A 22,967-nucleotide genomic window follows, 5' to 3' on the forward strand; every position below is an offset into this window, starting at 1 on the left:
CGGACGGCCCGGAGACGTACGCCGGGCGGCTCTCAGGAGAGGGGCCAGTTGCGCAGGGCGGCGTCGGCCAGCTCCTGGAGTTCGTCCCGGTCGACACCGCCGGCGGCTTGTACGGCGATGCCGTAGGCGAAGGTGGTGAGGTGGCGGGCGACGAGGAGGTCACGGACTTCCTGCCCGGAGTTGCTGGTGGTCAGGGCGCTCTGGGCGCCCAGACACCCATGGGGGTGGGCCGGGCGGGTGGTGGTCCGGACGGTGCCGGCCAGGATCGCGGTGGCGACACCGAGGGCGGTCGGCTCCTCCAGTGCCTGGGTCAGGTAGGCGCTGGGGCCTTCGGTGCAGCGCCCCAGCGAACGGCCGGCGGCCGTGGGCCTCTCACCAGGCGTGGTGGGACGAGAGCCGCCGCAGACGTGCGACCGACAGCAGCCCGGTGACACCCAGGAGGAGGATCGCCGGGCAGGGGCCGACCAGGGCGACCAGCAACGGGACACACAGTTGGCCGGCCAGTACCGACGCACCTGTCAGCGCGGCCACCGTGCCGTTGGCGCGCCCCAGCGCGTGGGCCGGCAGGCAGGCGTAGACGGTCATCTGGGCCACCACGCCCAGGACGGTGGAGGAGAGGGTGAACACGGCCCATGCCGTCACGAACAGCGGCAGCACCGGCGCGCTCATGGCGAGGATGCTCGCCACGGCCCCGGTCACGCTCACCGCGGCCACCCGGCGGAACCTCAGCACACGCCGATGGGACACCGCGAGCGAACCCACGGCAGCGCCTGAACGGGCCACGGTCATGAGGGTGGCGACGTCCTGGGCCGGGAGTCGCCAGTGGTCCTGGAGGAGGAAGACCGCCAGGGAGCCGAGGGCGGTGGAGAACAGCAGCGGCATCCGGATCAGGGTCAGGTCGAAGACCGCCGGGGCGGCCCGCAGAACGCGCCAGCCCTCGGCCAGACCCCAGCCCCTGTCTCCGCCGGGGCCCGCGTGGGGCGCTGCCTCCGTGAGGGGGACCGGGCGGATCCCGCACCACCACACCACCATGGGGGCCAGCATGGTAGCGGCGTTGAACCAGAGCAGTCCGACGGTGCCGGCCCAGGGCACGGCGACGGCCACGACGAGCGCGCCGCCCGTCTGGGTGGTGAGGAAGAGGCCGCCCAGGGTGCCGCGCGCACGCGCCGGACTGCGCGGGAACATGGTGGCGAGCCCGGTCATCCAGCCGGTCTGGTAGAAACCGCCCGCCAGCTGGCCGGCGGCCGCCAGGCAGAACAGCGCCCACAGGGGGACGGGTTCGCGGAGCACGACGACGATGAGTGCCAGCGCCGCGGCCAGTTGGGCGGTGAGGCCGGGCATGACGAGGCGTCCGGGACCGATCCGGTCGGCGAGGGCTCCGCGCAGCGGCGCCAGCAGCCAGGTCGCCGGGGAGAACGCCATGAGCAGGGACATCAGCGTGAGACTGCGGGTGTGGTCGTAGACCAGCAGCGGGAGGGCCACGGTGTGGACGCCCTCACCCAGGTTGTTGACGGTGTTGCCCGCGGCGAAGGCCACGAAGCGGCGGTCCGCCCAGACGGAGGGCTCCGTGACTTCCCCGGCCACCGCCGTGCCCGCCCGGCCCCCGGACGGGGCGGTGCTCATCGGGTGGTCCGGGTGGCACCGCGCGGGAGGAAGGTGCGCCGCACGCGGGCGAGTGCGCCCTTCGGCGAGCGGTCACGCAGGCGGTACAGGTCCAGGTATCCGCCGCGTCCTCCCACCACCAGGAACGTCTCGGCATCGACGCCGGTGAGCGCGACGCCCTTCGGTTCGCCGGGGAGGTCCTCCACCAGGCCGGTCAGGTCGCCGGTGTGCCGGTCGTAGGCGGCGAGCTGACAGCCGTAGGAGACCGCGCAGACCGTGTCGGCGTGCACCACCCCGTTCTCCACGGTGTTGTCGAGGAGTTCGACGTACCGGTGCTCGACGTCGTCGCCGTGGTGCGGGATCTGCTTCAGGCCGTCGGAGCCGGTCACGTAGAGGTGGTGGGCGTCCGCCCACAGGCGTTTGACGTACTCGCCCAGGCGCAGGCGCAGACTCCAGGTGACCGATGTGCCGTGCGCGTCGAAGGCGCGCAGCTCCCCGGTGCGGGTGCCGGCGACGCGCTCGCCGGTGGGCAGGTAGGTGGCGGCCCACACCGGCAGGCCGTCGACGTCGAGGAGGCCGACGGTGCGGCCGGTGGCCGTGTCCAGTTCGACGGCTCCGGCGTTGGTGGCCACCAGGGCGCGCTGCCGGTCCGGGGAGACGGCGACCGTGTGGGCGATGTCCGGCATGGCGCTGGTCCACCGGAGGTTGCCGTCGCGGTCGGCCCGTACGACCTTGCGGTCCCAGGTGACACCGATCCAGCCGTCGGGCATCGGCTGGACCCGACGGGTGAAGCCCAGCCCGGTGATGTGGTGTGCGATCACGGAAAGCGAAGGCGCCGCCGCCGTACCACCGGCCCGTACCACGGCGACGCCGTCGTCCGTGGCGGCGTACAGGGTTCCGGGGGAGCCCGGGTCGGCCTGGAGGTCCCATACGCACTGGCGGCGGAAGGGGGCCCGGGCGGTCACCGTGTTGCGGGCCGGGTCGGTGCGGACCAGGTGCCCGTCCTGGGTGAGGACCACGAGGGCGTCGTCCTCGGTGACCGCGCAGTCGGACACCTGGTGGCTGAAGCCGTCGAGGGTGCCGGTGATGCGCGGCTCGGGACGGGAGTTGTCCAGGACGTGGATCACACCGTCGAACCCGCCGACGTAGGCGCGGGTGTGGTCGCGGGAGAAGGCGAGCGCCTCCACGTCGTTGCGGGCGAAGGGCATCCGGTGCACGAGCTGTCCTTCCGGTGTCAGAACCGCCAGGCCGTGCCGGACGTACCGGTCGTCACCGGTTCCGATGTCCTGCGTGGCCCAGAACCGGTCGTGCAGCCGGTCATGGGCGAGCCGGTGGATGTTGCCGTGGTCGACCCGGACGACCGTCGGGAAGGCCAGGTCCTCCAGTGAGCCGAGATGGACGCGCCCGGCGCGGTCGCCGACCGCGTGCACCCCGGGCCGGTCGGTGCACACGGACTCCAGGGCCGTCTCCCCGGTGAAGGAGGGCACGATCCGTTCCACGGCGAAGGTGCCGAGGTCGATCACGACCAGCTGCCGGAAGCCGTTGTTGACGTAGACACGCCCTTTCCAGACGGCGATTCCCCGGCTGATCTCCGGTGAGGGCTCCTCGTCCTCGGAAAGACGGTCCCGGTCGGCCGTCGCGTTCGCGTCCAGGACGTCGACCGGGTCGAGCGTGTCCAGCGCCCATCTGGTGATCGTGCCGTACTTGTCCTTGGTGACCACCCAGGACCCGGCGACGGCGACCGTGTACACGGGCCAGCCGCAGGGCGGGGTCGTGGTGGCCGGTACCGGTGAGGAGCGCAGCAGCCGGAGACGGTCGTCGAGCAGATGGATGCGGCCGACCACGTCGGCGGCGAGAAGGCCGACACCGTCGACGGGCAGGATCCGGGTGATGCGGTTGGTCAGTTCCATGGCTCCTGCTTCGCGGAGGTGGGTGCGGGCGGGGAGGTTCGTGGCCCGTGGGGCGGGAAGGTCGCCGGCTCGTGGGGTGGGGAGGTCGCCGGCCCGCGGGGCGGGGTGAGGCGGGCGAATCCCGGGTGGGCGCCGTCCCGTTCGACCCGCACCCGGGCGTGGTCGAGCGGCGCGAGCCGTACGGCGGGGGGCAGGGGGATGCGGACCCGGAGATCGCCGTACGCGGTGGACGGGTACGCGCCCAGCGGGATCTCGCCGGCCTCGTGGGGCAGCAGTGTGACGCGCCACGGGTCCCCGGTGCCGCCCGGCCCGGTGGCGGCGACGGTCAGTACGCCCGCCGGGTCCCGGCGGACCCCCACGACGACCCGTCCGGCCCGCAGGGCCGGGCCGAGTCCGTGCATGGGGCCGTGCTTCACCAGGGGGCGCGCGGGCGTGTCGGGCAGGTGGGCCGCGACCACCTCGGCGACGAACAGCCGGTGCACCGGCAGGGCGAGTACGTGCCTCAGCTCGCACTCCAGGGCCACCACCCCGCCGCGCACCCAGGGTGTGTCCGTCACGGTCGGGGAACCGAAGTCGATGAGTGTGCTCGTGGTCTTGTCGACGTCCGCCAGGGAGAAGCTGCCCGCGAAGTCGGCCAGTTCCGCCTGCTCCTGGGCGCACAGCGTCAGCGAGTAGCCGCCCGCCTGTTCGATCAGGCCGCGGGTCACCGCCCGGGGGCCGAGGGCGACGGCCGCGTACAGCGGTGTCCTGTTCACGAAGTACGCCCACTCCGCCGCCATGACGTTGACCGGTTCCCCGTCGCGCCGGACGACGACCAGGCCGACGGTGCCGGTGAGCCTCTTCCACAGGTCGGCGGGCAGATCAGCGCTCATCGCCCGCCGCCTTCCCGCCGTGGCCGGTCGCGCCGGTCGCGTCGGTCACCACGTCACAGGCGACGCGGAACCCGATGGGGTACAGGGGTCCCGGATACGCGCCGTGGCGCCGCCGGGTGCGGGCGAGGTCGCCGTGGCGGGTGAAACTGCCGCCCCGGGTCACGTGGTAGGAGCCCAGTGTCCTGCTCAGGTCGTCCATGACGGGCTCGGCCCCGGGATAGGGGGCGTAGCGGTCGGCGGTGAACTCCTCGACGTTGCCGCCCATGTCCCAGTGCCCGAACGGGGACCGGCCCCGGGGGTAGACGCCGACGGGCGTGGTGGTGTGGACGCCGGACTCGCGGGTGTTCGCCGCGTCGGCGCGGAAGGTGTCGCCCCACGGGAACTCCCGTCCCTCGAAACCCTTGGCGGCGTGTTCCCACTCGGCTTCGGTCGGCAGGCGGAAGGGCCGGCGCCCGGACACCTCCCGCAGCCAGGCCAGGTACGCCTCCACGTCCTGCGGGGTCACCCCGCACACGGGATGGTTGGCCGACTGCCACGGATACGCCCCCAGTGGCCAGGTACCGGGCCTGTGCGGATACCCGCTCTCCAGGAGGAAGGCGAGGTACTGGTGGTTCGTCACGGGGTAGGCAGCCAGCGCGAAGTCCTCCAGCACCACCGGATGTTCCGGTGTCTCCTTGCGGATCCAGTGGTCCTCGACCCCGACGTGGGCCCAGGTCCGCGTCACCGCCGGCACGTCCTGCGGGTCCAGGCCCATGGTCGTCCCCCCTCCGGGCACCGGCAGGAGGGCGGGGACGGCCGGGGTGCGGGGATCGCCCGCCAGCCCGAGCAGCGCGCCCGCCGCGAGGCGCTCGGGCAGAGGGGCCCGCGTGCTCTCCACGGTGCGCACCAGGTCACCGGCACGTACCGCGTCGCGCACCGCGGCGGTCCCGGCCAGCGCTGCGCACAGCGTGCTCAGCGGTGCTTCCCGCGTGAGGTGGGGGTGTCCCCCGTCCGTGCGCCCCCGGTGTTCCGCGCTCATGCCTCTTCCCCCAGGTCCCCCAGGCCCGCCGGGTCTCCCAGGTCCGTCAGATCCGCCAGGCCCGCCAGGTCCGCCAGGGACTCGACGTCCAGTCGCCCGACCACCCGGGTACGGCCGTCCTCCGCCCGCACCAGCAGCAGCCGGCCGTCCCATCCGGCGACGGCCGCGGTGGTGCGGTCGATCCGGCACACGCAGGAGACGGCCTGGTCGAACTCCGCGACGATCTCGCCGTCGGTCAGGCCGGTGCCGTACGGCCCCGGGCGCCAGGCGCGCAGCGTGAAGTCGTACGAACCCGCCAGTACCGTGGGGTGGTCCGCGTGACCGAGCAGTCCGACGGCCTTGACCGACTCGTCCGCGCCGAGGAGTGTCCACTCCCGCCGCACCCGCCATGTCCCGGAGCGGTGTTCGACGTGTCCGACGCGGACCGTGTGGTCCCGCGAGGCGGTCGCGACCAGTTCCGCGTCCAGGGTCGCCACGGCGTTCACCAGGTTGCCGTGCCGCCACAGGTCGTCACGCCGGCCGAACCCGCCGGCTGCCAGCCGGTGGTCGGTGGCGGCCGAGACGAACGCGGTGGCGTCCAGCGCGGCGAGCGCTTTGATCGATCCCTGGTGGGCGTGGGGCCGTCGTGCGACGGCCGTGCCGGAGGTGCCGATCCGCACGAGTTCGCCGCCGTAGGTCCCGGCGACCGCACCGCCGTCGTGGGCGATCAGCGAGGTCACGGGCGCCTCCAGAGCGAGCACCCCGGTCTGGCCGGGCCGCCGCACGATCACGTCCCCGGCGTAGGTGCCGGCGTACAGATCGCCGCCGCTGGCCGCCAGGGACAGCACCGGCCCCCGGCCGATCCGCGTCGCGCGGGCGCGCGGCGCGCTGCTCGTCGCCGAGGCGAGGTCCACTTCAAGGAGCAGCCCGGAGTCGCAGCCCAGGGCGAGGCGGCCGTTGAGGACGGTCAGTGCGTTGATCCCGTGGGTGGCGGCCGGGGTGGCGCCGATCCGGCCGCCGTCCGCAGCGTCGAGGAGTACCGGTGAGCCGCCGAACGAGCCGACCGCCACCGCGGAGGTCCCCGCGGCCACCGAGCGGGGCCAGACGGCGGCGTCCTCGTAGCGACTGATCCGTGTGCCGTCCAGCGCCCGCAGGAAGTGCACATGGCCGTCGTAGGCGCCCACCAGCAGCATCGAGTCGTCGCTGGTCCAGGCCACGCTGCGGGTCGCGGCGCGGGAGACCCACACGGACAGCACGACCGTGAGGTCCTGGTCCAGCACGTCCACGAACCCGTCGTCCCGGGCGACCGCCAGCAGCCGTCCCGAACGGGACCATGCGCATCCCTCCACCGACGTGGCGTACCGCCTCCGGGCTCCGGCGGAAGTCCCTGTCCCGTCCGGTGCCAGCACGCACACCAGTCCGTCCTCCCCGGCCGTCGCCACGAGACCGTCGGCGTTCACGTCCACCGCCATGCAGTGCGCCGTGTGTGAGACGAGCGTGCCCAGCAGGGTTCCGTCGGCGGTGTTCCACAGCGTGGCCGAGCCGTCCTGCGACACGCAGACCAGGCGCTCGCCGTCCGGGAGCCAGGCCACGGAGTTGACGTCGTCGGTGTGCCGGGCGAGCACGCGCCGGGGTCCCGCGCCGTCCTCCGCGAGGTCCCAGACGGCGACGGTCTTGTCCGCGGACGCGGTGGCCAGCACATCGTGCCGGACCGGGTTCCAGGCCGTGCAGTTGACCAGCCGCCGGTGCCTGAGCCGCCGGGTCGGACGAGCGGCTCCGTCCGTCACCTCCCACACCGCGGCCGTTCCGTCGTACGACGCCGTCGCCAGCCAGGGCCTGGTGCGGTGCCACGCCACGTGGGTGACGGGCGCCGCGTGCCCGGTCGTGCGTACGGGAAGGTTGATGCTGCGCATGTCCTTGTCCGCCTTTCCGTCGGTGCGGGTCTCCCCCGTCGCACGCCGACGCCGGCGACGGGGGCCGGGAGGGCCCGGAGCACGGCCCCGGACCCTCCCGGCGTCGTGTTGCTACAGCGGGTTCGAGATGTCGGCGCGCACATTGCGGCGAACGGGCTTGACGAACACGGGAATCACCTCCTTCCACCGGTGCGGTGGTACGACCGAGAACGGGTTGTCACTCGGCCGAGCCGATGAGCCCGGTGTCCACCGGGCTGAGGACCGCGGACCGGAAGCGGTGCCCTCCGATGTCCTGCTTGGCCCTCAGGTACGGGACGTTGTCGTTCGTGACGTGGGCCAGCGTCGGCACCCTTTCGGCCACCGTGACGCCGTGGGCGACGAGCCGGCGGACCTTGACGGGGTTGTTGGTGAGCAGCCGGACGCACCGCACGCCGAGCGCGGCGAGCATCTGCGCCGCGGCCCGGTAGTCCCGCTCGTCCGCCTGCCGGCCGATCATCAGGTTGGCCTGGTAGGTGTCGATGTGCTGGTCCTGGAGGAGGTAGGCGTCCAGCTTGTTGTAGAGCCCGATCCCGCGTCCCTCCTGACGCAGGTACAGCAGCACTCCGCCCTCATCGCCGATCCGCCGGAGCGCCTCGTCCAGTTGCGGTCCGCAGTCACAGCGTGTCGAGCCCAGCACATCGCCGGTGAAGCACTCGCTGTGCACGCGCACCAGCGGCGTCTCCGGCAGCGGGCCCGCCACGTACGCGATGTGCTCGCGTCCGTCCGACAGGCCCCGGAAGCTGACCAGTTCACTGTGACGGCCCTCCGCTCGCGGTCCGTCCCGGTGCACCGCCCGGGCACCGGTCCGTGCGGCGCGCTGCGACGTCAGGGGGACGCGGGCGCGCACCGAGGCGGCAGCGGGACCGTGGCTCGCCGGGCCGCTCCGGCTGAGCTCGTCGGCTCGGTCGGCCGGCGATCGGTGGGGGTGTGGTCGCGTCATGGGTGTCCTCGCTGGTACGTCGGTAGTCGGTACCGGGGTCCGGGCCGCCGGCACGGCAGGTCGGGGTGGGGCGCGTCGTCTGTCCGTGCGACGTCCCGGATGCATCGGTTTCCGCGGGGCCGGGGCCGGGGCTGCTGGCTGCTGGACGGGCGGGTGCCCGTCGGGCCGTGCGGCCGTCCGGTCCGGGTCCGGCCGTCTTGACGGCCGGACCTCCGTAGCGGCCGCAGCGGCGGCGGAATCGAGTGATCCGACTGTGGCGGCGTTGCGGCGTCCGCCGCAACCGTGTCCCGCGCGCTTCCCCGATGACGGGATCCCCAGGGCGCTGACCTGCGGGGTCGCCGTGGTCCCGGGACGGGACGGGACGGGGCGTAGCTCTCACGGTCGATGCCGTCGCAGGTGCGGGCCGCAGACCCGGCCACCGAGGAGGGTCGACTTCGGTCGCGCACTGGACAGCTGTCACACGGGGGCACATGCTCGGACAGCGGTCCAGCACAGGACGATCAGACACTGTTCTCGCCTCCGGAGGAGGGTCGCGCCCGTGAAGTTCAGCTACGCCGTGCTCCCCGACTACCCGCTCGCCGAGTCCTTGGAGTCCATCCGGCTCGCGGACGAACTGGGCTTCCACGCCTGTTACGCCGCCGACGAGACCTGGCACAAGGATCTGTGGCTGCTGTTCGCCGCCGCGGCCGGGCAGACCAGCCGCATCAGACTGGGCCCAAGCGTGTCCCCCGTGACCCTGCGTGAGCCGACGCTGATCGCGCAGGCCCTCGCCACGCTGGACGAACTGACCGAGGGACGCGCCGAGGGCGTCCTGTCCAGCGGCAACTTCGGTCTCCTCGCCCAGTACCGCATCGACTGGGCCCGCACCAAGCCCCTGTCCCGTGTCAGGGAGGCACTGCACGTGATGCGTACCTTCCTCGACGAGGGCGCCATCACGCACGACGGCGAGTTCTTCTCCTACGACGGCCTGTTCACCTTCGCCCGCCCGGTGCAGGAGCACCTGCCGCTCAAGCTCGGGGCGATGCGCGGCCCGAAATCCTTCGAGGCGGCCGGCGAGTTGTCGGACGGCTGTCATCACGCCCTGAGCTACACCCGTGAGGCGTACGACTACGCTGTGCGGCACATCCGGGCGGGCGCGGAACGCGCGGGCAAGGACTGGCGGACACTGGACATCGGGGCCTGGGTGGTCCTGGCGACCGGTCCGGACTCCGCGGTCGCCAGGGAGGCCGCGCGCAGCATGGTCGGCATCTACGCCTCGTCCATGCCGGAAGAACAACTGCGCCGCAACGGCGTGGACCCGGCGGAGCTGGCCCCGGTCGTCGAGGCGATCGGCGCGGGTGAACTGGCCAGGGGTATCGAACTGACCTCCCCGGAGGTCGCCGAGCGGCTGTCCGTGTCAGGCACGCCCGAGGAGTGCCTGGAGAAGATCCGCCGGGACATCGCGCCCAGCGGTGTCAACCACATGATCTGCGCCGTCACGGACCGCACGCTGGTCAAGGCGTTCACGGGTCGCGACCTCACGGACGCGGCGGACGTGAATACGCAGCTGCGCCTGATCAGCGAGCGGATCATGCCGGCGTTCGCCTGACGCTGTCCTTCACGTCCGGGGTCCGCCCCCGCAGGCCGGACGGGCCGGCGGGTGTCTCGCTCCGTGCGTGCGGCGTCCCGCTCCGTGCGTGGCCGCCGTGCCCGGATGTGTGTGCCCCTGTCGCGAACCGTCCCACAGCTTCCTCGGGGCGATCACAGATCACAGATCACCGTGCTCGGGCCGGATCGGGAAGGCGTCGACCGGTGCGGCGGCGTGCCGGTCGAGGAGGGCGACGACGACCAGGTGGGGGGCGGTCAGTGCGGCGAGGAAGGCGATGCCGACCGGGACGAAGGCGTCGCGGTGGGTCTGGGATGCGTACAGCAGGGCGGTGAGGGCGAGGAAACCGGCTGCCGTGGGGGCGGCGGCCTGGCGGGTGAAGCGCCACAGGACGGCTGGGAGGCGGCCCGCCGCGAGGAGCGCGTGGTTGGCGGGGTCGGTGCAGACGAGGCGGCCGATGTGGCGCGGGGAGTGCCAGGCCCCGAAATAGATGCCGAAGGCCGCCAGGGGCGGGAGGAGCGCGAACAGGGCGGTGAGCAGGGCAAGCTCGGCGATGTCAAGGAAGCGGGCGGTGCGGGCCAGGGCGACACCGGCCAGCACGACCACGCCACCCGTCAGTGCCATGGTCGTCAGGCAGGTGGTCGGGGTGAGCAGCCTCTCGGCACCGGGAGCCAGTTGCTGGACGAAGGGACGGACCACCCGGGGCCAGCGGGCCAGGGGCAGCAGTGTGGTGACCGCACCGTAGGCGACCACGCAGATGCGGTCGACCTGCCGGGGAGGTGCGTGCGAGGGGCGGCGGAGAGCGCTGACGGCGGTTTCCCCGCGGCCGAAGTGCATCACCGAGGCCGCCAGGAACAGGGCGAGTGCCGCGGAGGGCGCCCACAGGGCGAAGAGGAAAGCCCCGGCAGCGGCGGCGACGTATCCCGACAGGACCGCAACCCGGCCGACGGCTGTGGTGCCGATCCTGAACCAGGCGGGAACGAGGTGGTCCACGGCGCCGTGCGGGATGCCGACGGCCACCCCCGAGGCGAAGACGGCAAGGGACGCGCTGTGCCAGGTGCTGGGCGCAGCCAGCTGCACGACCAGCGCACCGACGACGGCGGCGGCGGACACCCGCGTCGTGCCCATGAGCAGGAGGCGACCCTGTGGGCAGGTCGCGGGCGCGGCGGCCCCTCGTGGGGCGGGCCGCCGGTCTGCGGGGAAGACGGGCACCGGGGACAGGCCCGTTCAGGGAGTGCGGTGCCCGTTGCCGGGACGGGTGGTCACGACTGCGGGGTGGGCTCCGTGTCCGCTCAGTGCCGCTGCCACCGGCGGCCATGCCTCGGATTGCTTGACGTGCGAGACCCAGATCTCTTCGGGGTGTGTTTCGGTGCCGGCGCGCACGTCGTCGGCGGTGCGCAGCTTGGCGACCTTGTGGATCATCGCGCCGAATCCCACCTTGGCGACGACGTCGGCGGTGCAGTAGCCGAGCTGGGTGACCAGGGCCCAGGCCACCAGGTTGGAGTCGGCGGAGACGTACTGCTGGACCAGGTAGATGAGCGGATAGGCGCCGAAGCTGCTGAACAGCACGATGGTCGCCCGCTTCAGCGAAGTGAACGCCCCCGTGGAGAGCTCGTCGCGGCTGGCGGCCACCGCGGTGCCCAGCACCGCGTACAGGACGAGGAAGAACACGGTGCTGATCAGTCCCCACACCACCAGCCACAGCACCCGGTTGCCGGCATCGAGGACCTGGGCACCGAGGAACCCGGTGAAGATCATGAGGAAGGCGGCTGTCATGGCCGCGGTGCGCCGGCGGAACATACGGCCGCCCGCGAGCGCGCAGACACTCAGCAGCTCCACGGCGAGCAGCGGCACCGTGACCGTCCAGTCCGCGTAGCGGAGCCCTCCGGCGAACAGTGAGGTGCCGTCGGGCACGTAGCGGTCCCCGTCGAGGGTGAAGGAGGTCTGCCAGGAGACGAACAGGGCGGCGTACGCCAGGAAGGCGACTGCCTGGATGAGGGCGCTGGCGTTACTGGCGGCCCGGTAGCGCGGCGCCACGTCGTTGCGGCTGGAGATCGCGTAGAGGAAGCCGGCCAGCATGGCCAGACCCGCCGCCGCCAGCGCGTACTGCACCAGGTAGTACTCGCCGAAGGTGTAGATCAGTACTCCGCTGAACTCCCCCTGCACCGGTGGGGCCTGCGGCCCGCTGACGAGGGTCATGACGAACTCCCAGTGATGGGGACTGTGCGGTTTCCAGCCCTCGGTCCTCACGCCGGTCCCGGTCTCCGTCGACCGGGTCGGCGAGACGGGTGACGATGGCGACACCGCCCGGAGGGCCGAGCCCATCCCATCCCCGCACGTCCTCCCCTGCCACCCGGGGCGCCCGGAAGAGTGAAGCGGTGGGACGGGCGTGCAGCCTCGGCCGAAGGGTGACGGGTGAAGGGCTGTCGTACGGAAACGGGGTCGGAGGGCTCGGGCCGGCGGGAACCGGGGAGGGCCGGGGTCGAAGAACTGCGTGTTCGGTCCGTCGGTCCCGGCTGATTCACGGGGTCGGGCGTTGCCGAAGACCGACAGCGTTGCAGAGCAACACTGCGGCAACAGGTGGGCCGTCACACGCCTGACCGGCCGGGAGTTCGCCGTGAACGACGACAACGCTCGCGCAACAGGCCGTCCGTATTGCCTATTTTCGGATCATGGACTGCAACACCTGCGGCTTCGCCCATCCTGGTTTCTCCGTCCGCAACCAGCCGGACGGAGGACGAACCCTGTCGCGCTGCGGCGGGTCGGACGAATGGAGAGCATGGTGGACCGTCCTCTGCTGTCACTGAGGGCAGCCCTGATATTTCTGCTCGCCCTGCTCACCGGCGGGGCGGCAAGTGGTCTGACGGCCGTTGCCGGGGAGGACATCGCGCGCAGCCTGCTCGCGGGCCTCGCCGCCGCAGGACTGGCCGTGCCCTTCTTCGACCGCCTCATCGCCCCCGAGGGCAGCGCCGCCCAGCCGTCACCGGCCGCGGGGGCCGACACGGTCGAGGAGGAGAGCCGTGGGTGAACTGCGGCCGCTGGGGGACGACCTCAACGATGCTTCCCGGGCGTTGGCCGAGGCGTTGCGTGAGCTCTTCGAGAGTCTTCACCTGTCCGTCCGCCGGTATGCGGCACGGCGCCGGCTCGATCCGGGTACGGTCTCGCGCTACCTGAACGGTACCCGTTTACCTCCGTGGCAGGTCATCAGTGACCTTTTCGCCGATGTCGCCGAGCATCGTGGGACCGCGGTCACCACGGAGGCCATCGAACTGGTACGGGGCTTGTACGGATCGGCCGTGGACGCCGCCTCGTCCCCCAAGCACGCGCTGGAGATCCTGGAACAGCAGCTGGCCGACGCCGACCACGTTTCCCGGCGGTCCAGTGTCCGCGGCGACGTCCTCGGCGATGCGCTGCTGGACCGGACACAGCGCATCGCCGACCTGGAGACACGGCTCAACCAGTTGGAGGCCGACCGCATCGCGGAGCAGCGGCGGGCGGACGAGCTCGCGCAAGCGCATCCGGATGTCTCCGGCCTCATCCAGGAGCGCAACGCGCTCCAGCTGGATGTCGGGCGTCTCGAAGCAGCCCTTCGCGAGGCACAGGCCCAGCGGGCCGCGGCGGAGGGCCGCTGCGATCTGCTCGAACGCCAACTGGACGCCGTCGAGCAGGCCACCGCGGCGGTGTTGCCGACAGGGCCGCAGAACATGCCCAAGATCCTCGTCGTCGACGACCAGCCGGACAACCTGCTGGCGATGACCGCGGTCCTCGCGACACTCGAACAGGAACTCGTCACGGTGTCCTCCGGCCGGGAGGCGCTCAAGGCTCTGCTCGACCACGACGACTTCGCCGTCATCATCATGGACGTGCAGATGCCGGAGATGGACGGCTACGAGACCTGCGCGCACATCAAACGCCGACCGAGGACCCGGGACGTCCCCATCATCTTCCTGACCGCGATGGGCACGGGGTCCGAACACTCCGCGCGCGGATACGCGGCCGGAGCCGTCGACTACATCAGCAAGCCCTTCGACCCGTGGGCCCTGCGTGCCAAGGTCGCCGTGTTCACCTCCATCCATCTGGAGCGTCACGGCCGGTAGGCCCCGAGCGGTCGTGTACTGCCCGGTCACCGCGAGGACCTCGATCCCCGGGAGCGGATCCTCCGGATGTTCGACCTCCCGGCGCCGGACACGTCCCCCGTGCGCGGGTGCCCGTTCATCGACGCCGCGGCCGAGTTCCCCGACCCGCACCACGCGATCCACCGGTACGCGCGCGAGCAGAAGCTGCTGATGGCGCAGCTCGTCACCGAGCTGACGGCGGAACTGGGTGCTGCCGAGCCCGCCGTGCTCGCCGAGCAGCTGGTCACGCTCGCCGACGGTGCGGCCAGCCGTGCGATGGTGCTGGACCAGCCGGACTACGGCCGGCACGCCCGCGCCGCCGCGGAGACCCTGCTCGACCGGGCCCTCACGCCGATGAGTTGAGAAGGCGGCGAACGGCGGGCGGGCGCCGGTGCGGTCGCGGACCCCTCAGGGCGCGGCGGCGGGGCGTGGAGTGACGGGGGGCGGAGCAGCAGGGCGTGGAGTAGCGGGGCGTGGAGTGGCGGAGCGTGGAGTGGCGGGGCGTGGAGTGGCGGGGCGGCGAAGACCCGGCCCGGCGTGCCGGGCACGGTGGCCGGCTACGACAGAACGCGCGCGGTGATCCCGTGTGCGGGCGGTCAGTAGTTCTCCCACTCGTCCAGCACGTACTCCATCACGGCCGGGTCCATCAGCGTGCTCGGCCGTACGTCCTGGCGGCGGCGGTCCACGGGGAAGACCGCGGCAGCCTTCAGGACCGTCTCGTCCAGGTAGCGCAGGCGCGGGGCCCGCGGTGCCAGCCGCAGCGGCGGGGGCGTGCCGCCGCCTCGGGCCGCCAGGACGAAACCCCAGTTGCCGAAGCTCGGTACGTCGACCTGGAACTCGGTGGTCGCGTAGCCGGCCGTCTCGATCGTCCTCGCGATCGACCAGTACGTCTTCGGCGCGAAGAACGGCGACCCGCCCTGCACCATCACCCTGCTCCGCGGCGTCAGGACCTGGCCGAGCAGGTGGTAGAACTCCACCGAGTACAGTTTGGCCAGCGCCGCCGTGTCCGGGTCGGGGAAGTCCACGACGACCGCGTCGTACCGCTGCCGGGCACCGCGCAGCCAGTTGAAGGCGTCGGCGTTGACGACCTCGACCCTCGGGTCGTCCAACGCCCTGTCATTGAGGTCGCGCAGGGACGGGAAGTCGCGCGCGAGCCGGGTCATCGCCGGGTCCAGTTCCACGAGGGTGACGTGCTGCACGTCGTCGTAGCGCAGCACCTCCCGCAGGGCGAGCCCGTCTCCGCCGCCCATGATCAGCACGTTGGCGCGGGAGCCCGCGAGCGCGGGGTGGACGAGGGACTCGTGGTAGCGGTACTCGTCGACGGAGCTGAACTGGAGATCGCCGTTGAGGAAGAGCCGCATGTCCGGTTCGCCGGTGAAGGCGGTGGAGCGGGTGACGACGATCTCCTGGTACGGCGTCGTCTCCGCGTGGACGATCGGGTCCCGGTACATCTGCTGGCGCGCGGTCATCTCCAGGTCGTCCGCGAGCGCGTACGTCGTACCGAGCACGGCCAGGACCGCCGTGACCCCGGCCAGCAGGGCGTTGCGCACCCAGCGCCGCAGCTGCCGGCGGAAGATGAACACCACCACGATGACACCGGCCACCGCGTTCACCGCGCCGACCACCAGCGTGCCCTTCAGCTGGCCGAACGTCGGCAGGAGCCACAGGGGGAAACCCAGGCCGCCGACCAGCGCCCCGATGTAGTCGACGGCGAACATGTCGGCGACCGCGCTGCCCGCCTCCTGCCGCCGGATCCGCTGGAGCATGGTCATCAGCAGCGGGATCTCGGCGCCGATCAGCACGCCCACGGCCACCGCGATCACGATCATCGCCGGGGTGTACAGCTGGAGCCAGGCGAACGCCGAGTACAGCACCAGCACCGACAGCCCGCCGACCAGCGCCAGCACGCCCTCCACGAGCGCGAACGCGCCCACCGCGCGGCGGCGCAGGGGTTTGGCGGCGAGGGAGCCCACCCCCATGGCGCACACCATGACGGAGATCACCACGGAGGTCTGGAGCACCGAGTTGCCGATGAGGTAGCTGCCCAGCGCGGTCAGGGCCAGCTCGTACACGAGACCGCAGGCCGCGCAGAGGAAGACGGCGAACAGCAGCAGGAAGCGGGCTCCCCGGGTGTGCCGGACGGCCGGGGGTCGGGAGGGCGCCGCTGCGGTGTCGCTGCCCTGCACGGTGGTGGCGCTCATCGGGGACGCCGTTACGAGATCGCCGCGCCGACCATGAACCCGGTGCCCAGGTACATGCCGGCCTGGACCCAGGCGGCGGGGTGCGGACGGCCGTCCTGGTCGTCGAGGACGACCGCGCCCATCTGGCCGGGTGTGAACACGCCGATCACCACGCCGACGGCGGTCATCACCAGCACCCCGGCCAGGCCGTACAGCAGCGTGCTGACCAGGCCGTAACCCAGGCCCCGCTCGGACTCGCTCGCCTCGATGGCCTTCATGATGACCAGGCCCACGGCGACGGACTGGCTGCCCAGCAGAACGGCCGCGCCGCGGTTCCGGTCGGTCCACACCACGTGGTACAGCTTGCCCGGTGTGACGAGGTCGAGGGCGATGAAGCCGACGGCCATCACGACGAGGCCCACGATGCCGTAGAGCAGGGCCTGGCCGGTCGACTCGAAGATCTCGGTCACTGCGTTGCCTTTCCTGGGGTGGGGCCGGAGCGTGATCAGGTGCTGTGCGGAAGGAGCGGGTGGTGCGCCGGGGGTGGATCCGGCCGGTCAGCGGGCGTTACTTGCCCTCGCCGGGACCGCCGCCGCGGAAGCTCGAGCTGTTCGGGTTCGGCCAGGAGGCGAGGTACCGCTGGTGGCGGTGGTAGCCGTTGCGGTAGTCCTCGATCTCGATCAGACTGCCGCCCCGGTGCGGCGAGACGGTGACCATGTCGTCGCCGTAGCGCAGGAACTCCTTCCTGCCGCCGGAGGCGCGGTCCTCCGCCCTCCGCTCGGCGCGGATCGCCCGGGCGACCTGGCTCGGAGGGCTGTTCGGATCGCGCCAGTCGGCCCCGGTCTCGGTGTACGTCTTTCTGATCCACTCGCGCGGGACCGCGTTGCCGCTGCCCCCGTCCCCGTCGTCGGAGCAGGCGGCGAGCAGGGTCGCGGTCAGCACGGCCGCCACCGCCGCACGGACGAGTCGGGCGCTGTTCATCGGGCCTCCAGCCGGCTGTACGTCGATACGATCTGGCAGTTCTGTGGATACGTGTGCCAGGTGCGCCAGGCCAGTCCGGCGCCGTACGGTCCCTCGGCCGTCTCGGCGACCACCGCGGTGACCGCCTCCGGCGAACCGGGGAAGACTCCGCACAGGCTGTGCTCGGCGTCGGCGGCCCGGCCGAGAATGTGCGCCACCCGGGCACTGAATTCTCCGGGAGCCAGTCGGCGGGTGGTGGCGCCGAACTCGTAGGCCCGGCCCGGCAGGCGGCGGGCACAGGTCCGGGGCAGACCCCTCACCGCGCCCTGCAGACAGGCCACCGTCTCCCTCACGGGACCGGCGAACACCTGATGCGAGGCCCCGAGCAGCCGAAGCCGCACATCCAGCCCGCCGAGCGACACCACACGTTCTGCCAGTGCCGGACGCTCCGTCAGGTCCAGCGAGAAGCAGAGTTGATCCGCGTCCGTGTCCAGATAGGGGGCGTCCAGAGAAACGGCGTACACACGGCCCCCCGGTCGTTTCTTGCCATAAGCAGCGCCCGAGTATGACACACGCGTTCGTGGGACCTGGGAGGTGGGGCGACGGTTCCACGGTGGAGGGCTCGCCCGCGCCACGGATCACCCTCTCGGCAGTACGGGTTGCCGATCGAGTAGACCAGTCGTATAGTCATGGACATCGGAACGCGGCACACGCTGCGGAAAGGCTGAACGCCATGGGACGGATCAAGGCGGGTACGGAGAACCGCACAGCCGTCGGCGGACCGGCACGGGATCGCACGACCCCACCGCGGCCGGCCTCCCGGCACCCCTCCGAAGCGACAGCGGCACAGGCGCCCGACCCCGGTCCACCGACAGAGGAGTACTGACCATGAAGGTTCTGATCGTTCTCACCTCGCACGACGAGCTCGGCACCACCGGCCGCAAGACCGGGTTCTGGCTGGAGGAACTCGCCGCGCCCTATTACCACTTCAAGGAGGCCGGCTGGGACATCACGCTCGCCTCGCCCGAGGGCGGCCGCCCTCCACTGGACCCCAAGAGCAACGAGCCGGACTTCCAGACCGAACAGACCCGCCGCTTCGAGGCGGACGCGGAGGCGACCGCCGCCCTGTCGGACACCGTACGCCTGGCCTCCGTCTCCGCCGACGACTACGACACCGTCTTCTACCCCGGCGGCCACGGCCCGCTGTGGGACCTGGCCGAGGACGCCGACTCCGTCCGTCTGATCGAGACCACGCTGCGCTCGGGCAAGCCCCTCGCGCTGGTCTGCCACGCGCCCGGCGTCCTGCGCCACACCGTCGACGAGGACGGCACGCCGCTGGTGCGGGGCAAGAAGGTCACGGGCTTCACCAACTCCGAGGAGGAGGGCGTCGCCCTCACCGAGATCGTCCCCTTCCTGGTCGAGGACGAACTCAAGAGCCTCGGGGGCGTCTACTCCAAGATCGACGACTGGCAGCCCTACGTCGTCCAGGACGGCCTGCTCATCACCGGCCAGAACCCCGCCTCCTCCGGCCCGGCCGCCGAAGCCCTCATCAAGCTGGCCGACACGGTCACCGCGTGAACAAACCTCCCGCCCGACAGCGGTAGTGGCAGCGACAGCGGCAGCGGTGCGGGATGCCTGACGAGGTCGTCGTCCGGCATCCCGTACCGCTCGCCCGCACACGGCCGGACTCCCGTCCCGGGCCACGAGGCGAGCGGAACGGCTCCTCGGATCCGAACGGACCTCAACGCGTGGGAGTACGCGTCACCTCCCTGGCGTTCTCCCAGTGCCTGTCGAAGTACGACTTGAAGTACGACGCGGCCTCGCTGTCCTCGATGCGCATGCCCTGGACCCGGTCGCCGACGGTGAAGGCGAGGAACACCGCGCTCGTGTCCATGATGGCCATGCTCATGAGGTCGGCCTTGATGGGCCAAGCCACCTCACGAATGCTGTAACTGCGCAGGTGGCGGGTCTGCTCCCGGTGCCGCACCGTCCAGCCGGAAGACATTCTGGCCGAACCGAGGCAGAACAGGCGCCGCACCGATCCGCCGGCGTGCGCCCAATCGAGCACTGCCTGGAAGTAGTCCGAGAAAGCAGTGGACGACGCGCCGAAGTCATCCGGCGTTTCAAGCCGCATATACCATGCGTCCATATGACTGGGGCAGCGGTTGACGAGGTAATCGACCTCGGCCCTGTAGAAGGCGGCCGCGTCCGAATAGTGTTCTATACGTGACGAGTTCACCCGATCGAAGTCTCGCCGCAGCAGTTCGAATTCAGTGCGGAGATCCGCCAGTTCCCGGCGTGACGCGGTGATGGGGACGAGGGAGCGCAGGATCGCATAGACCGCCGTGAACAGGAAGGGCATCTGCCAGGCGACGGACAGCCCGAAGAGCCCGGCGGTCACCGAACCGCATACGGCGACAAGACAAGCGATGGCCAAACCCCGCTCGTCCCAGCGCTCCAGCAAACTCCCCGGTTCCGAAGCGGTCCGCGAACCATCCATACACACCTCACAGACTTTCGGCGCCAAGTCCGTCCAGTGGGTGAGCCCCGTGGGGGTCGATTCCCTGCATGTGTCGAGATCAATCGCTCCCGGCTTGCAGAACGCAAGCAATCTGACAGCCGACTCGCACGCCCAGTCACACCTTTTACCGGCTGCCCCTCAAGAAGGTGCGGCGCTCAGCGATGCATGAACATGCCCACGTCGCGCACCGGCCGGAACCGGCCGTCCGCGGGTCGGCCACGACGGGGAGCGGGCGCGCGACAGGGGCGGCCCCCGCTCGGCGATCCGCCGCCGTGCGGCATAAGACGACTGGTCTAATTTTCTAGAGAACCGGTCTACTCCGGTGCTACGGTTGAGCCATGCCAGTCACCAAGGTGGAAACACGTCAGAGCCTCCTGGACACCGCACGGCGGATCGTGGCATCGAAGGGCTACGCCGCGGTCGGCATCAACGAGATCCTCGCCGCGGCCGGCGTCCCGAAGGGGTCGTTCTACCACTACTTCGGCTCCAAGGACGCCTTCGGCGAGGCGATGATGAAGAGCTACTTCGACGACTACCTCGCGACCGTCGACGGCATCGTCGCCGACAAGGGCAAGAAGTCCGCGGAGCACCTGATGAGGTACTGGCAGAACTTCTACGACACACAGGCCGTGGACGACTGCCAGGGCGGCTGCCTGGTCGTCAAGGTCGGCGCCGAGATCGCCGACCTCTCCGAGGCGATGAGAGTGGCGACGAAGGCCGGGACCACCGCGATCGTCGACCGGCTGGAGCGGATGATCAGCAACGGCATCGCGGACGGGTCCGTGTCCGTCGACGGCAGCCCCCGCACGACAGCCGAGGCCCTCTACAACCTGTGGCTCGGAGCGAGCATGATGGCGAAGATCCATCGCAGCCCGGACCATCTCGACCGTGCCATGACCGTCACCCGCCAGGTCCTGCACATCTGACAACCCCTGGACCACCGGGAGAACCCCCGGGAGGACGTGGTCCTGGCCTTGGCCCGCTCGTACCGGTGCTCCGCGCCCCCTGACGGAACCACGTCCCTCGTCCCGCCGGCCCGTCGTCCGCTGACAGCACCTCGTCGCACGCGGCTCCGGCGCCCTTGCTCCTGATTCCCGCTCTGAGCCTGTTGCCGTTCCGGGCCCTGCCCGAACCGGCCGGACTCACCGTCGAACCGTGCCGGATTCGGCGAGTTCCCCCTGACGCGGCCCGCTGTCGACACGATGTGCGGTGTCGCGGAACTGTCTGGGCGAGGAGCCGGCCACGCGGCGGAAGGCAGTGCTGAACGCGCTCTCGGATTCGTAGCCGGTGGCGGCGGCGAGTTCGGAGATCGACCTGGTGTTGCGGCGCAGCGCATCGCGGGCCAGGCTCATCCGCCACTGGATCAGGTACTCCAGTGGCGCGGTTCCGACCTGTCTCTTGAAGGACGCGGCGAACGCCGAGCGGGACATGCGGCTGATGCCGGCCAGTTCCTGGAGGGTCCATCTGTGCGCCACGTCCGCGTGCATGGCGCGAAGTGCGGCACCGATGCCGTCGTCGTTGAGCGCTCCCAGCCAGCCGGTGGGCCGGTCGGTCTGCTCGGCGTGGGCGCGCAGCACGTGGACGAACAGGATCTGGGCGAGATGGTCCAGCACCAGGGAGCGGCCGACGGCGTTGTTCTCCACCTCGCTGTTCAGCAGTTCGGCCACGTGCACGAGCAGCCTGTTCCGCGGATCGGTGGCCCGGACGTGGACGAGGCGCGGCAGGACATCGATCAGCATCGAGGCATTGGGCTGGTCGAACCAGAAGTACCCGCCGCACAGGTAGGTGTCCTCCTCGGTCTCGGGCCCGATGCGCACCACGCCGTTCCTGGCGGTCTCCCACAAGGCTTCCGCGGCCTGCGGTTCCGCGGTGAGGCTGCCGGCCATCCGGTAGGACGGCGGGTTGCCCAGCAGGTAGAAGTCGCCCTCGCGCAGGAGCACGGGCTCCTGCCCGTCGAGGGCCAGCCAGCATTCACCGCGCACGACGCCCCCGATCTTCACGTGCGGGAACGCATCGAAACGCACCGCCCATGATCGCGCGGCACGGAGGCCGGGATCGATCACGGTGCGGGGCCGCAGCAGCCCTATGGCGTCGGCGATCGGATCACTGGACCCGAGCGGCGACCCAACAGTGGACGATGCATAAGAAATCCTGGATTCCACGTTATGGATCGTAGCAAGCCGAGTGCACACCATTGACCCGGCGGGCTGGTGGGTCGCAGGCCGGCGGCGCTCCCTTCCGTGAGCACGACGTCCGCATACGGCGTGAACGGCTCGGCGAGCCGGCGACCGGGGCCGGGGTCGAGGCCGTCGCCGGCACTACTTCAGGACGCTGCCGCCGTCGGCGAGGGCGATGTGGCCGGTGACGTGGTCCTGGCGCATGAGGCCGATGTACACCTGCGCGACGCCCTCCGGGTCGGCGACCCTGCCCAGCAGGGTCTCCCCGGCGAGCTGGCCGAAGAGCCGGTCCGGAGCGCCCTCCCAGAGCGGAGTGCGCACGACGCCGGGAGCGACCGCGTTGACACGGATCGGGGCGAGTTCCACCGCCGGTGACCTGGCGGCGGCGTTCACCGCGGCACCGACGCTGCTGCCGAACAGCTTCTCCTCGGTGTTGCGTTCTTTGGCGCTGTGTCACTCAGCGACATAACTGACCTGCCATCGAGTGACATCAGACATCGGTCTCCACGGACAAGCTGGCCGAAGCCCGCATGGCCGTCTCACGGCATGCGGCCACCCTGTTCTGGACCCAGGGCGTGGCAGCCACCAGCGGCGACGACATCGCCTCCGCCGCCGGCATCTCGACCCGCACGGTATGGCGTTATTTCCGCTCCAAGGAGAGCTGCGTCGAGCCGCTGCTGGCCGAGTCCGCGTACCGGTTCATGGCGTCGCTGCGCAGATGGCCGCTCTCCTCCTCGTTCGAGGACTTCCTGACCGAGGACCTGTCCGCCTCCCCACCGACACCGCAGGACCTGGCCGATGACATCGCATCGGTGCGGATCATCTCCCTCGTACGCGACGAGCCGGCACTGCGCGCCTCATGGCTGATGGTGTGCGGCCGGGCCGAGCACGCCTTCGCTCCGATCATCGCGCGACGTCTGGACCTTCCCTCCGACGACTTCCGGGTCTCCCTGAGCGCGGCGACCGCGACGGCCGCCGTCCGCGTCGTCCATGAGGAGATCAGCATCGGGGCGGTCGCCGGCGCCCGGGAGTACACCCTCGACGACGTGGTCACGCAATTGGGCCGGGCGATCCGGAGCAGCAGCAACGAGCCGATCTGCGACCCGAGACCGCAACGGTCCCTTCTCTGAGCCCGGCCCTGCCGGGGATTTCGGGA

General features: G+C 71.2%; 23 protein-coding genes. 7 read left to right on the top strand and 16 right to left on the bottom strand.

Annotation, left to right across the window (positions count from 1 at the left end; all coding sequences use genetic code 11):
* Positions 1-32: 32 nt before the first annotated feature.
* From KM933_RS07390 to KM933_RS07420, 7 genes are all read right to left on the bottom strand, one after another.
* A complete protein-coding gene (locus KM933_RS07390; protein ID WP_308013295.1) occupies positions 33-434 on the bottom strand; it encodes a hypothetical protein in 402 nt (133 codons plus the stop codon).
* On the bottom strand, positions 373-1,623 hold the full coding sequence (locus KM933_RS07395) for an MFS transporter (protein ID WP_221349403.1): 1,251 nt from the start codon (positions 1,621-1,623) through the stop codon (positions 373-375). The genes KM933_RS07390 and KM933_RS07395 overlap by 62 nt, the downstream gene beginning before the upstream one ends.
* Positions 1,620-3,512 (bottom strand): outer membrane protein assembly factor BamB family protein, encoded by a 1,893-nt coding sequence (locus tag KM933_RS07400; protein WP_221349405.1) that lies wholly within the window; start codon positions 3,510-3,512, stop codon positions 1,620-1,622. The genes KM933_RS07395 and KM933_RS07400 overlap by 4 nt, the downstream gene beginning before the upstream one ends.
* Positions 3,503-4,384 (bottom strand): flavin reductase family protein, encoded by an 882-nt coding sequence (locus KM933_RS07405; RefSeq protein WP_221349407.1) that lies wholly within the window; start codon positions 4,382-4,384, stop codon positions 3,503-3,505. Before KM933_RS07405 ends, KM933_RS07400 begins: the two co-directional genes overlap by 10 nt.
* The gene (locus tag KM933_RS07410; RefSeq protein WP_221349410.1) at positions 4,374-5,402 is read right to left on the bottom strand and encodes a formylglycine-generating enzyme family protein; all 1,029 of its coding nucleotides are present in this window, start codon (positions 5,400-5,402) and stop codon (positions 4,374-4,376) included. Before KM933_RS07410 ends, KM933_RS07405 begins: the two co-directional genes overlap by 11 nt.
* Positions 5,399-7,294: a WD40 repeat domain-containing protein gene (locus tag KM933_RS07415; protein ID WP_221349412.1), complete on the bottom strand. Its 1,896-nt coding sequence runs from the start codon at positions 7,292-7,294 to the stop codon at positions 5,399-5,401. Before KM933_RS07415 ends, KM933_RS07410 begins: the two co-directional genes overlap by 4 nt.
* Positions 7,295-7,511: 217 nt before the next feature.
* Entirely contained in the window at positions 7,512-8,273 is a 762-nt protein-coding gene (locus KM933_RS07420; RefSeq protein WP_221349414.1) for a GTP cyclohydrolase II, read from the bottom strand.
* A 538-nt stretch (positions 8,274-8,811) separates the two neighbouring features.
* On the opposite strand from KM933_RS07420, the gene KM933_RS07425 reads away from it, so the two are divergent.
* Positions 8,812-9,861, top strand: coding sequence for an LLM class flavin-dependent oxidoreductase (locus tag KM933_RS07425; RefSeq protein ID WP_221349416.1), 1,050 nt, complete (start codon positions 8,812-8,814; stop codon positions 9,859-9,861).
* Between the two features lie 159 nt (positions 9,862-10,020).
* On the opposite strand, the gene KM933_RS07430 is transcribed toward KM933_RS07425, so the two are convergent.
* Together KM933_RS07430 and KM933_RS07435 are read right to left on the bottom strand one after the other, a co-directional pair.
* Positions 10,021-10,986, bottom strand: coding sequence for a Brp/Blh family beta-carotene 15,15'-dioxygenase (locus tag KM933_RS07430; protein ID WP_221349418.1), 966 nt, complete (start codon positions 10,984-10,986; stop codon positions 10,021-10,023).
* A 99-nt stretch (positions 10,987-11,085) separates the two neighbouring features.
* On the bottom strand, positions 11,086-12,057 hold the full coding sequence (locus tag KM933_RS07435) for a bacteriorhodopsin (protein ID WP_221349420.1): 972 nt from the start codon (positions 12,055-12,057) through the stop codon (positions 11,086-11,088).
* Between the two features lie 580 nt (positions 12,058-12,637).
* Here KM933_RS07435 and KM933_RS07440 point away from each other — a divergent pair.
* The 3 genes from KM933_RS07440 (at position 12,638) to KM933_RS07450 (ending at position 14,336) form a co-directional block, all read left to right on the top strand.
* On the top strand, positions 12,638-12,886 hold the full coding sequence (locus tag KM933_RS07440) for a hypothetical protein (protein ID WP_260333205.1): 249 nt from the start codon (positions 12,638-12,640) through the stop codon (positions 12,884-12,886).
* On the top strand, positions 12,879-13,955 hold the full coding sequence (locus KM933_RS07445) for a response regulator (RefSeq protein WP_221349422.1): 1,077 nt from the start codon (positions 12,879-12,881) through the stop codon (positions 13,953-13,955). Before KM933_RS07440 ends, KM933_RS07445 begins: the two co-directional genes overlap by 8 nt.
* A 66-nt stretch (positions 13,956-14,021) precedes the next feature.
* Positions 14,022-14,336: a TetR family transcriptional regulator C-terminal domain-containing protein gene (locus KM933_RS07450; RefSeq protein WP_221349423.1), complete on the top strand. Its 315-nt coding sequence runs from the start codon at positions 14,022-14,024 to the stop codon at positions 14,334-14,336.
* A gap of 233 nt (positions 14,337-14,569) precedes the next feature.
* Here the strand turns inward: KM933_RS07450 and KM933_RS07455 are convergent, their stop codons facing one another.
* From KM933_RS07455 to KM933_RS07470, 4 genes are all read right to left on the bottom strand, one after another.
* Positions 14,570-16,174 carry a polyamine aminopropyltransferase gene (locus KM933_RS07455; RefSeq protein WP_221349425.1) on the bottom strand — a complete coding sequence of 535 codons (1,605 nt, stop codon included), beginning with the start codon at positions 16,172-16,174 and terminating at the stop codon, positions 14,570-14,572.
* 11 nt (positions 16,175-16,185) lie between these two features.
* On the bottom strand, positions 16,186-16,623 hold the full coding sequence (locus tag KM933_RS07460) for a DUF350 domain-containing protein (protein ID WP_221349427.1): 438 nt from the start codon (positions 16,621-16,623) through the stop codon (positions 16,186-16,188).
* Positions 16,624-16,720: 97 nt separating this feature from the next.
* Positions 16,721-17,134 carry a DUF4247 domain-containing protein gene (locus tag KM933_RS07465; RefSeq protein ID WP_221349429.1) on the bottom strand — a complete coding sequence of 138 codons (414 nt, stop codon included), beginning with the start codon at positions 17,132-17,134 and terminating at the stop codon, positions 16,721-16,723.
* Entirely contained in the window at positions 17,131-17,637 is a 507-nt protein-coding gene (locus tag KM933_RS07470) for a DUF2617 family protein (RefSeq protein WP_221349431.1), read from the bottom strand. Before KM933_RS07470 ends, KM933_RS07465 begins: the two co-directional genes overlap by 4 nt.
* A gap of 364 nt (positions 17,638-18,001) precedes the next feature.
* Between KM933_RS07470 and KM933_RS07475 the strand changes: the two genes are divergently transcribed.
* Positions 18,002-18,691: a type 1 glutamine amidotransferase domain-containing protein gene (locus KM933_RS07475; protein WP_221349433.1), complete on the top strand. Its 690-nt coding sequence runs from the start codon at positions 18,002-18,004 to the stop codon at positions 18,689-18,691.
* Between the two features lie 163 nt (positions 18,692-18,854).
* Here the strand turns inward: KM933_RS07475 and KM933_RS07480 are convergent, their stop codons facing one another.
* On the bottom strand, positions 18,855-19,613 hold the full coding sequence (locus KM933_RS07480) for a hypothetical protein (protein WP_221349435.1): 759 nt from the start codon (positions 19,611-19,613) through the stop codon (positions 18,855-18,857).
* Between the two features lie 359 nt (positions 19,614-19,972).
* Here KM933_RS07480 and KM933_RS07485 point away from each other — a divergent pair, with 359 nt between their 5' ends.
* Positions 19,973-20,560: a TetR/AcrR family transcriptional regulator gene (locus KM933_RS07485; protein WP_221349438.1), complete on the top strand. Its 588-nt coding sequence runs from the start codon at positions 19,973-19,975 to the stop codon at positions 20,558-20,560.
* A gap of 216 nt (positions 20,561-20,776) precedes the next feature.
* On the opposite strand, the gene KM933_RS07490 is transcribed toward KM933_RS07485, so the two are convergent.
* Positions 20,777-21,796, bottom strand: coding sequence for an AraC family transcriptional regulator (locus tag KM933_RS07490; protein ID WP_308013296.1), 1,020 nt, complete (start codon positions 21,794-21,796; stop codon positions 20,777-20,779).
* 156 nt (positions 21,797-21,952) lie between these two features.
* The gene (locus tag KM933_RS07495) at positions 21,953-22,231 is read right to left on the bottom strand and encodes an SDR family oxidoreductase (protein ID WP_260333223.1); all 279 of its coding nucleotides are present in this window, start codon (positions 22,229-22,231) and stop codon (positions 21,953-21,955) included.
* 110 nt (positions 22,232-22,341) lie between these two features.
* Here KM933_RS07495 and KM933_RS07500 point away from each other — a divergent pair, with 110 nt between their 5' ends.
* A complete protein-coding gene (locus KM933_RS07500; RefSeq protein WP_260333206.1) occupies positions 22,342-22,941 on the top strand; it encodes a TetR/AcrR family transcriptional regulator in 600 nt (199 codons plus the stop codon).
* Positions 22,942-22,967: the final 26 nt, after the last annotated feature.

This window comes from Streptomyces beigongshangae, assembly GCF_019710745.1.
In the GTDB taxonomy this organism is placed as follows: Bacteria; Actinomycetota; Actinomycetes; order Streptomycetales; family Streptomycetaceae; genus Streptomyces; species Streptomyces beigongshangae.

Coding starts and splice junctions, on each gene's coding strand:
- KM933_RS07420 (WP_221349414.1), bottom strand. CDS start 8,273: ATGACGCGACCACACCCCCACCGATCGCCGGCCGACCGAGCCGACGAG.
- KM933_RS07410 (WP_221349410.1), bottom strand. CDS start 5,402: ATGAGCGCGGAACACCGGGGGCGCACGGACGGGGGACACCCCCACCTC.
- KM933_RS07475 (WP_221349433.1), top strand. CDS start 18,002: ATGAAGGTTCTGATCGTTCTCACCTCGCACGACGAGCTCGGCACCACC.
- KM933_RS07405 (WP_221349407.1), bottom strand. CDS start 4,384: ATGAGCGCTGATCTGCCCGCCGACCTGTGGAAGAGGCTCACCGGCACC.
- KM933_RS07500 (WP_260333206.1), top strand. CDS start 22,342: ATGGCCGTCTCACGGCATGCGGCCACCCTGTTCTGGACCCAGGGCGTG.
- KM933_RS07415 (WP_221349412.1), bottom strand. CDS start 7,294: ATGCGCAGCATCAACCTTCCCGTACGCACGACCGGGCACGCGGCGCCC.
- KM933_RS07485 (WP_221349438.1), top strand. CDS start 19,973: ATGCCAGTCACCAAGGTGGAAACACGTCAGAGCCTCCTGGACACCGCA.
- KM933_RS07465 (WP_221349429.1), bottom strand. CDS start 17,134: ATGAACAGCGCCCGACTCGTCCGTGCGGCGGTGGCGGCCGTGCTGACC.
- KM933_RS07395 (WP_221349403.1), bottom strand. CDS start 1,623: ATGAGCACCGCCCCGTCCGGGGGCCGGGCGGGCACGGCGGTGGCCGGG.
- KM933_RS07400 (WP_221349405.1), bottom strand. CDS start 3,512: ATGGAACTGACCAACCGCATCACCCGGATCCTGCCCGTCGACGGTGTC.
- KM933_RS07480 (WP_221349435.1), bottom strand. CDS start 19,613: ATGGATGGTTCGCGGACCGCTTCGGAACCGGGGAGTTTGCTGGAGCGC.
- KM933_RS07450 (WP_221349423.1), top strand. CDS start 14,022: ATGTTCGACCTCCCGGCGCCGGACACGTCCCCCGTGCGCGGGTGCCCG.
- KM933_RS07455 (WP_221349425.1), bottom strand. CDS start 16,174: ATGAGCGCCACCACCGTGCAGGGCAGCGACACCGCAGCGGCGCCCTCC.
- KM933_RS07430 (WP_221349418.1), bottom strand. CDS start 10,986: ATGGGCACGACGCGGGTGTCCGCCGCCGCCGTCGTCGGTGCGCTGGTC.
- KM933_RS07440 (WP_260333205.1), top strand. CDS start 12,638: ATGGTGGACCGTCCTCTGCTGTCACTGAGGGCAGCCCTGATATTTCTG.
- KM933_RS07435 (WP_221349420.1), bottom strand. CDS start 12,057: ATGACCCTCGTCAGCGGGCCGCAGGCCCCACCGGTGCAGGGGGAGTTC.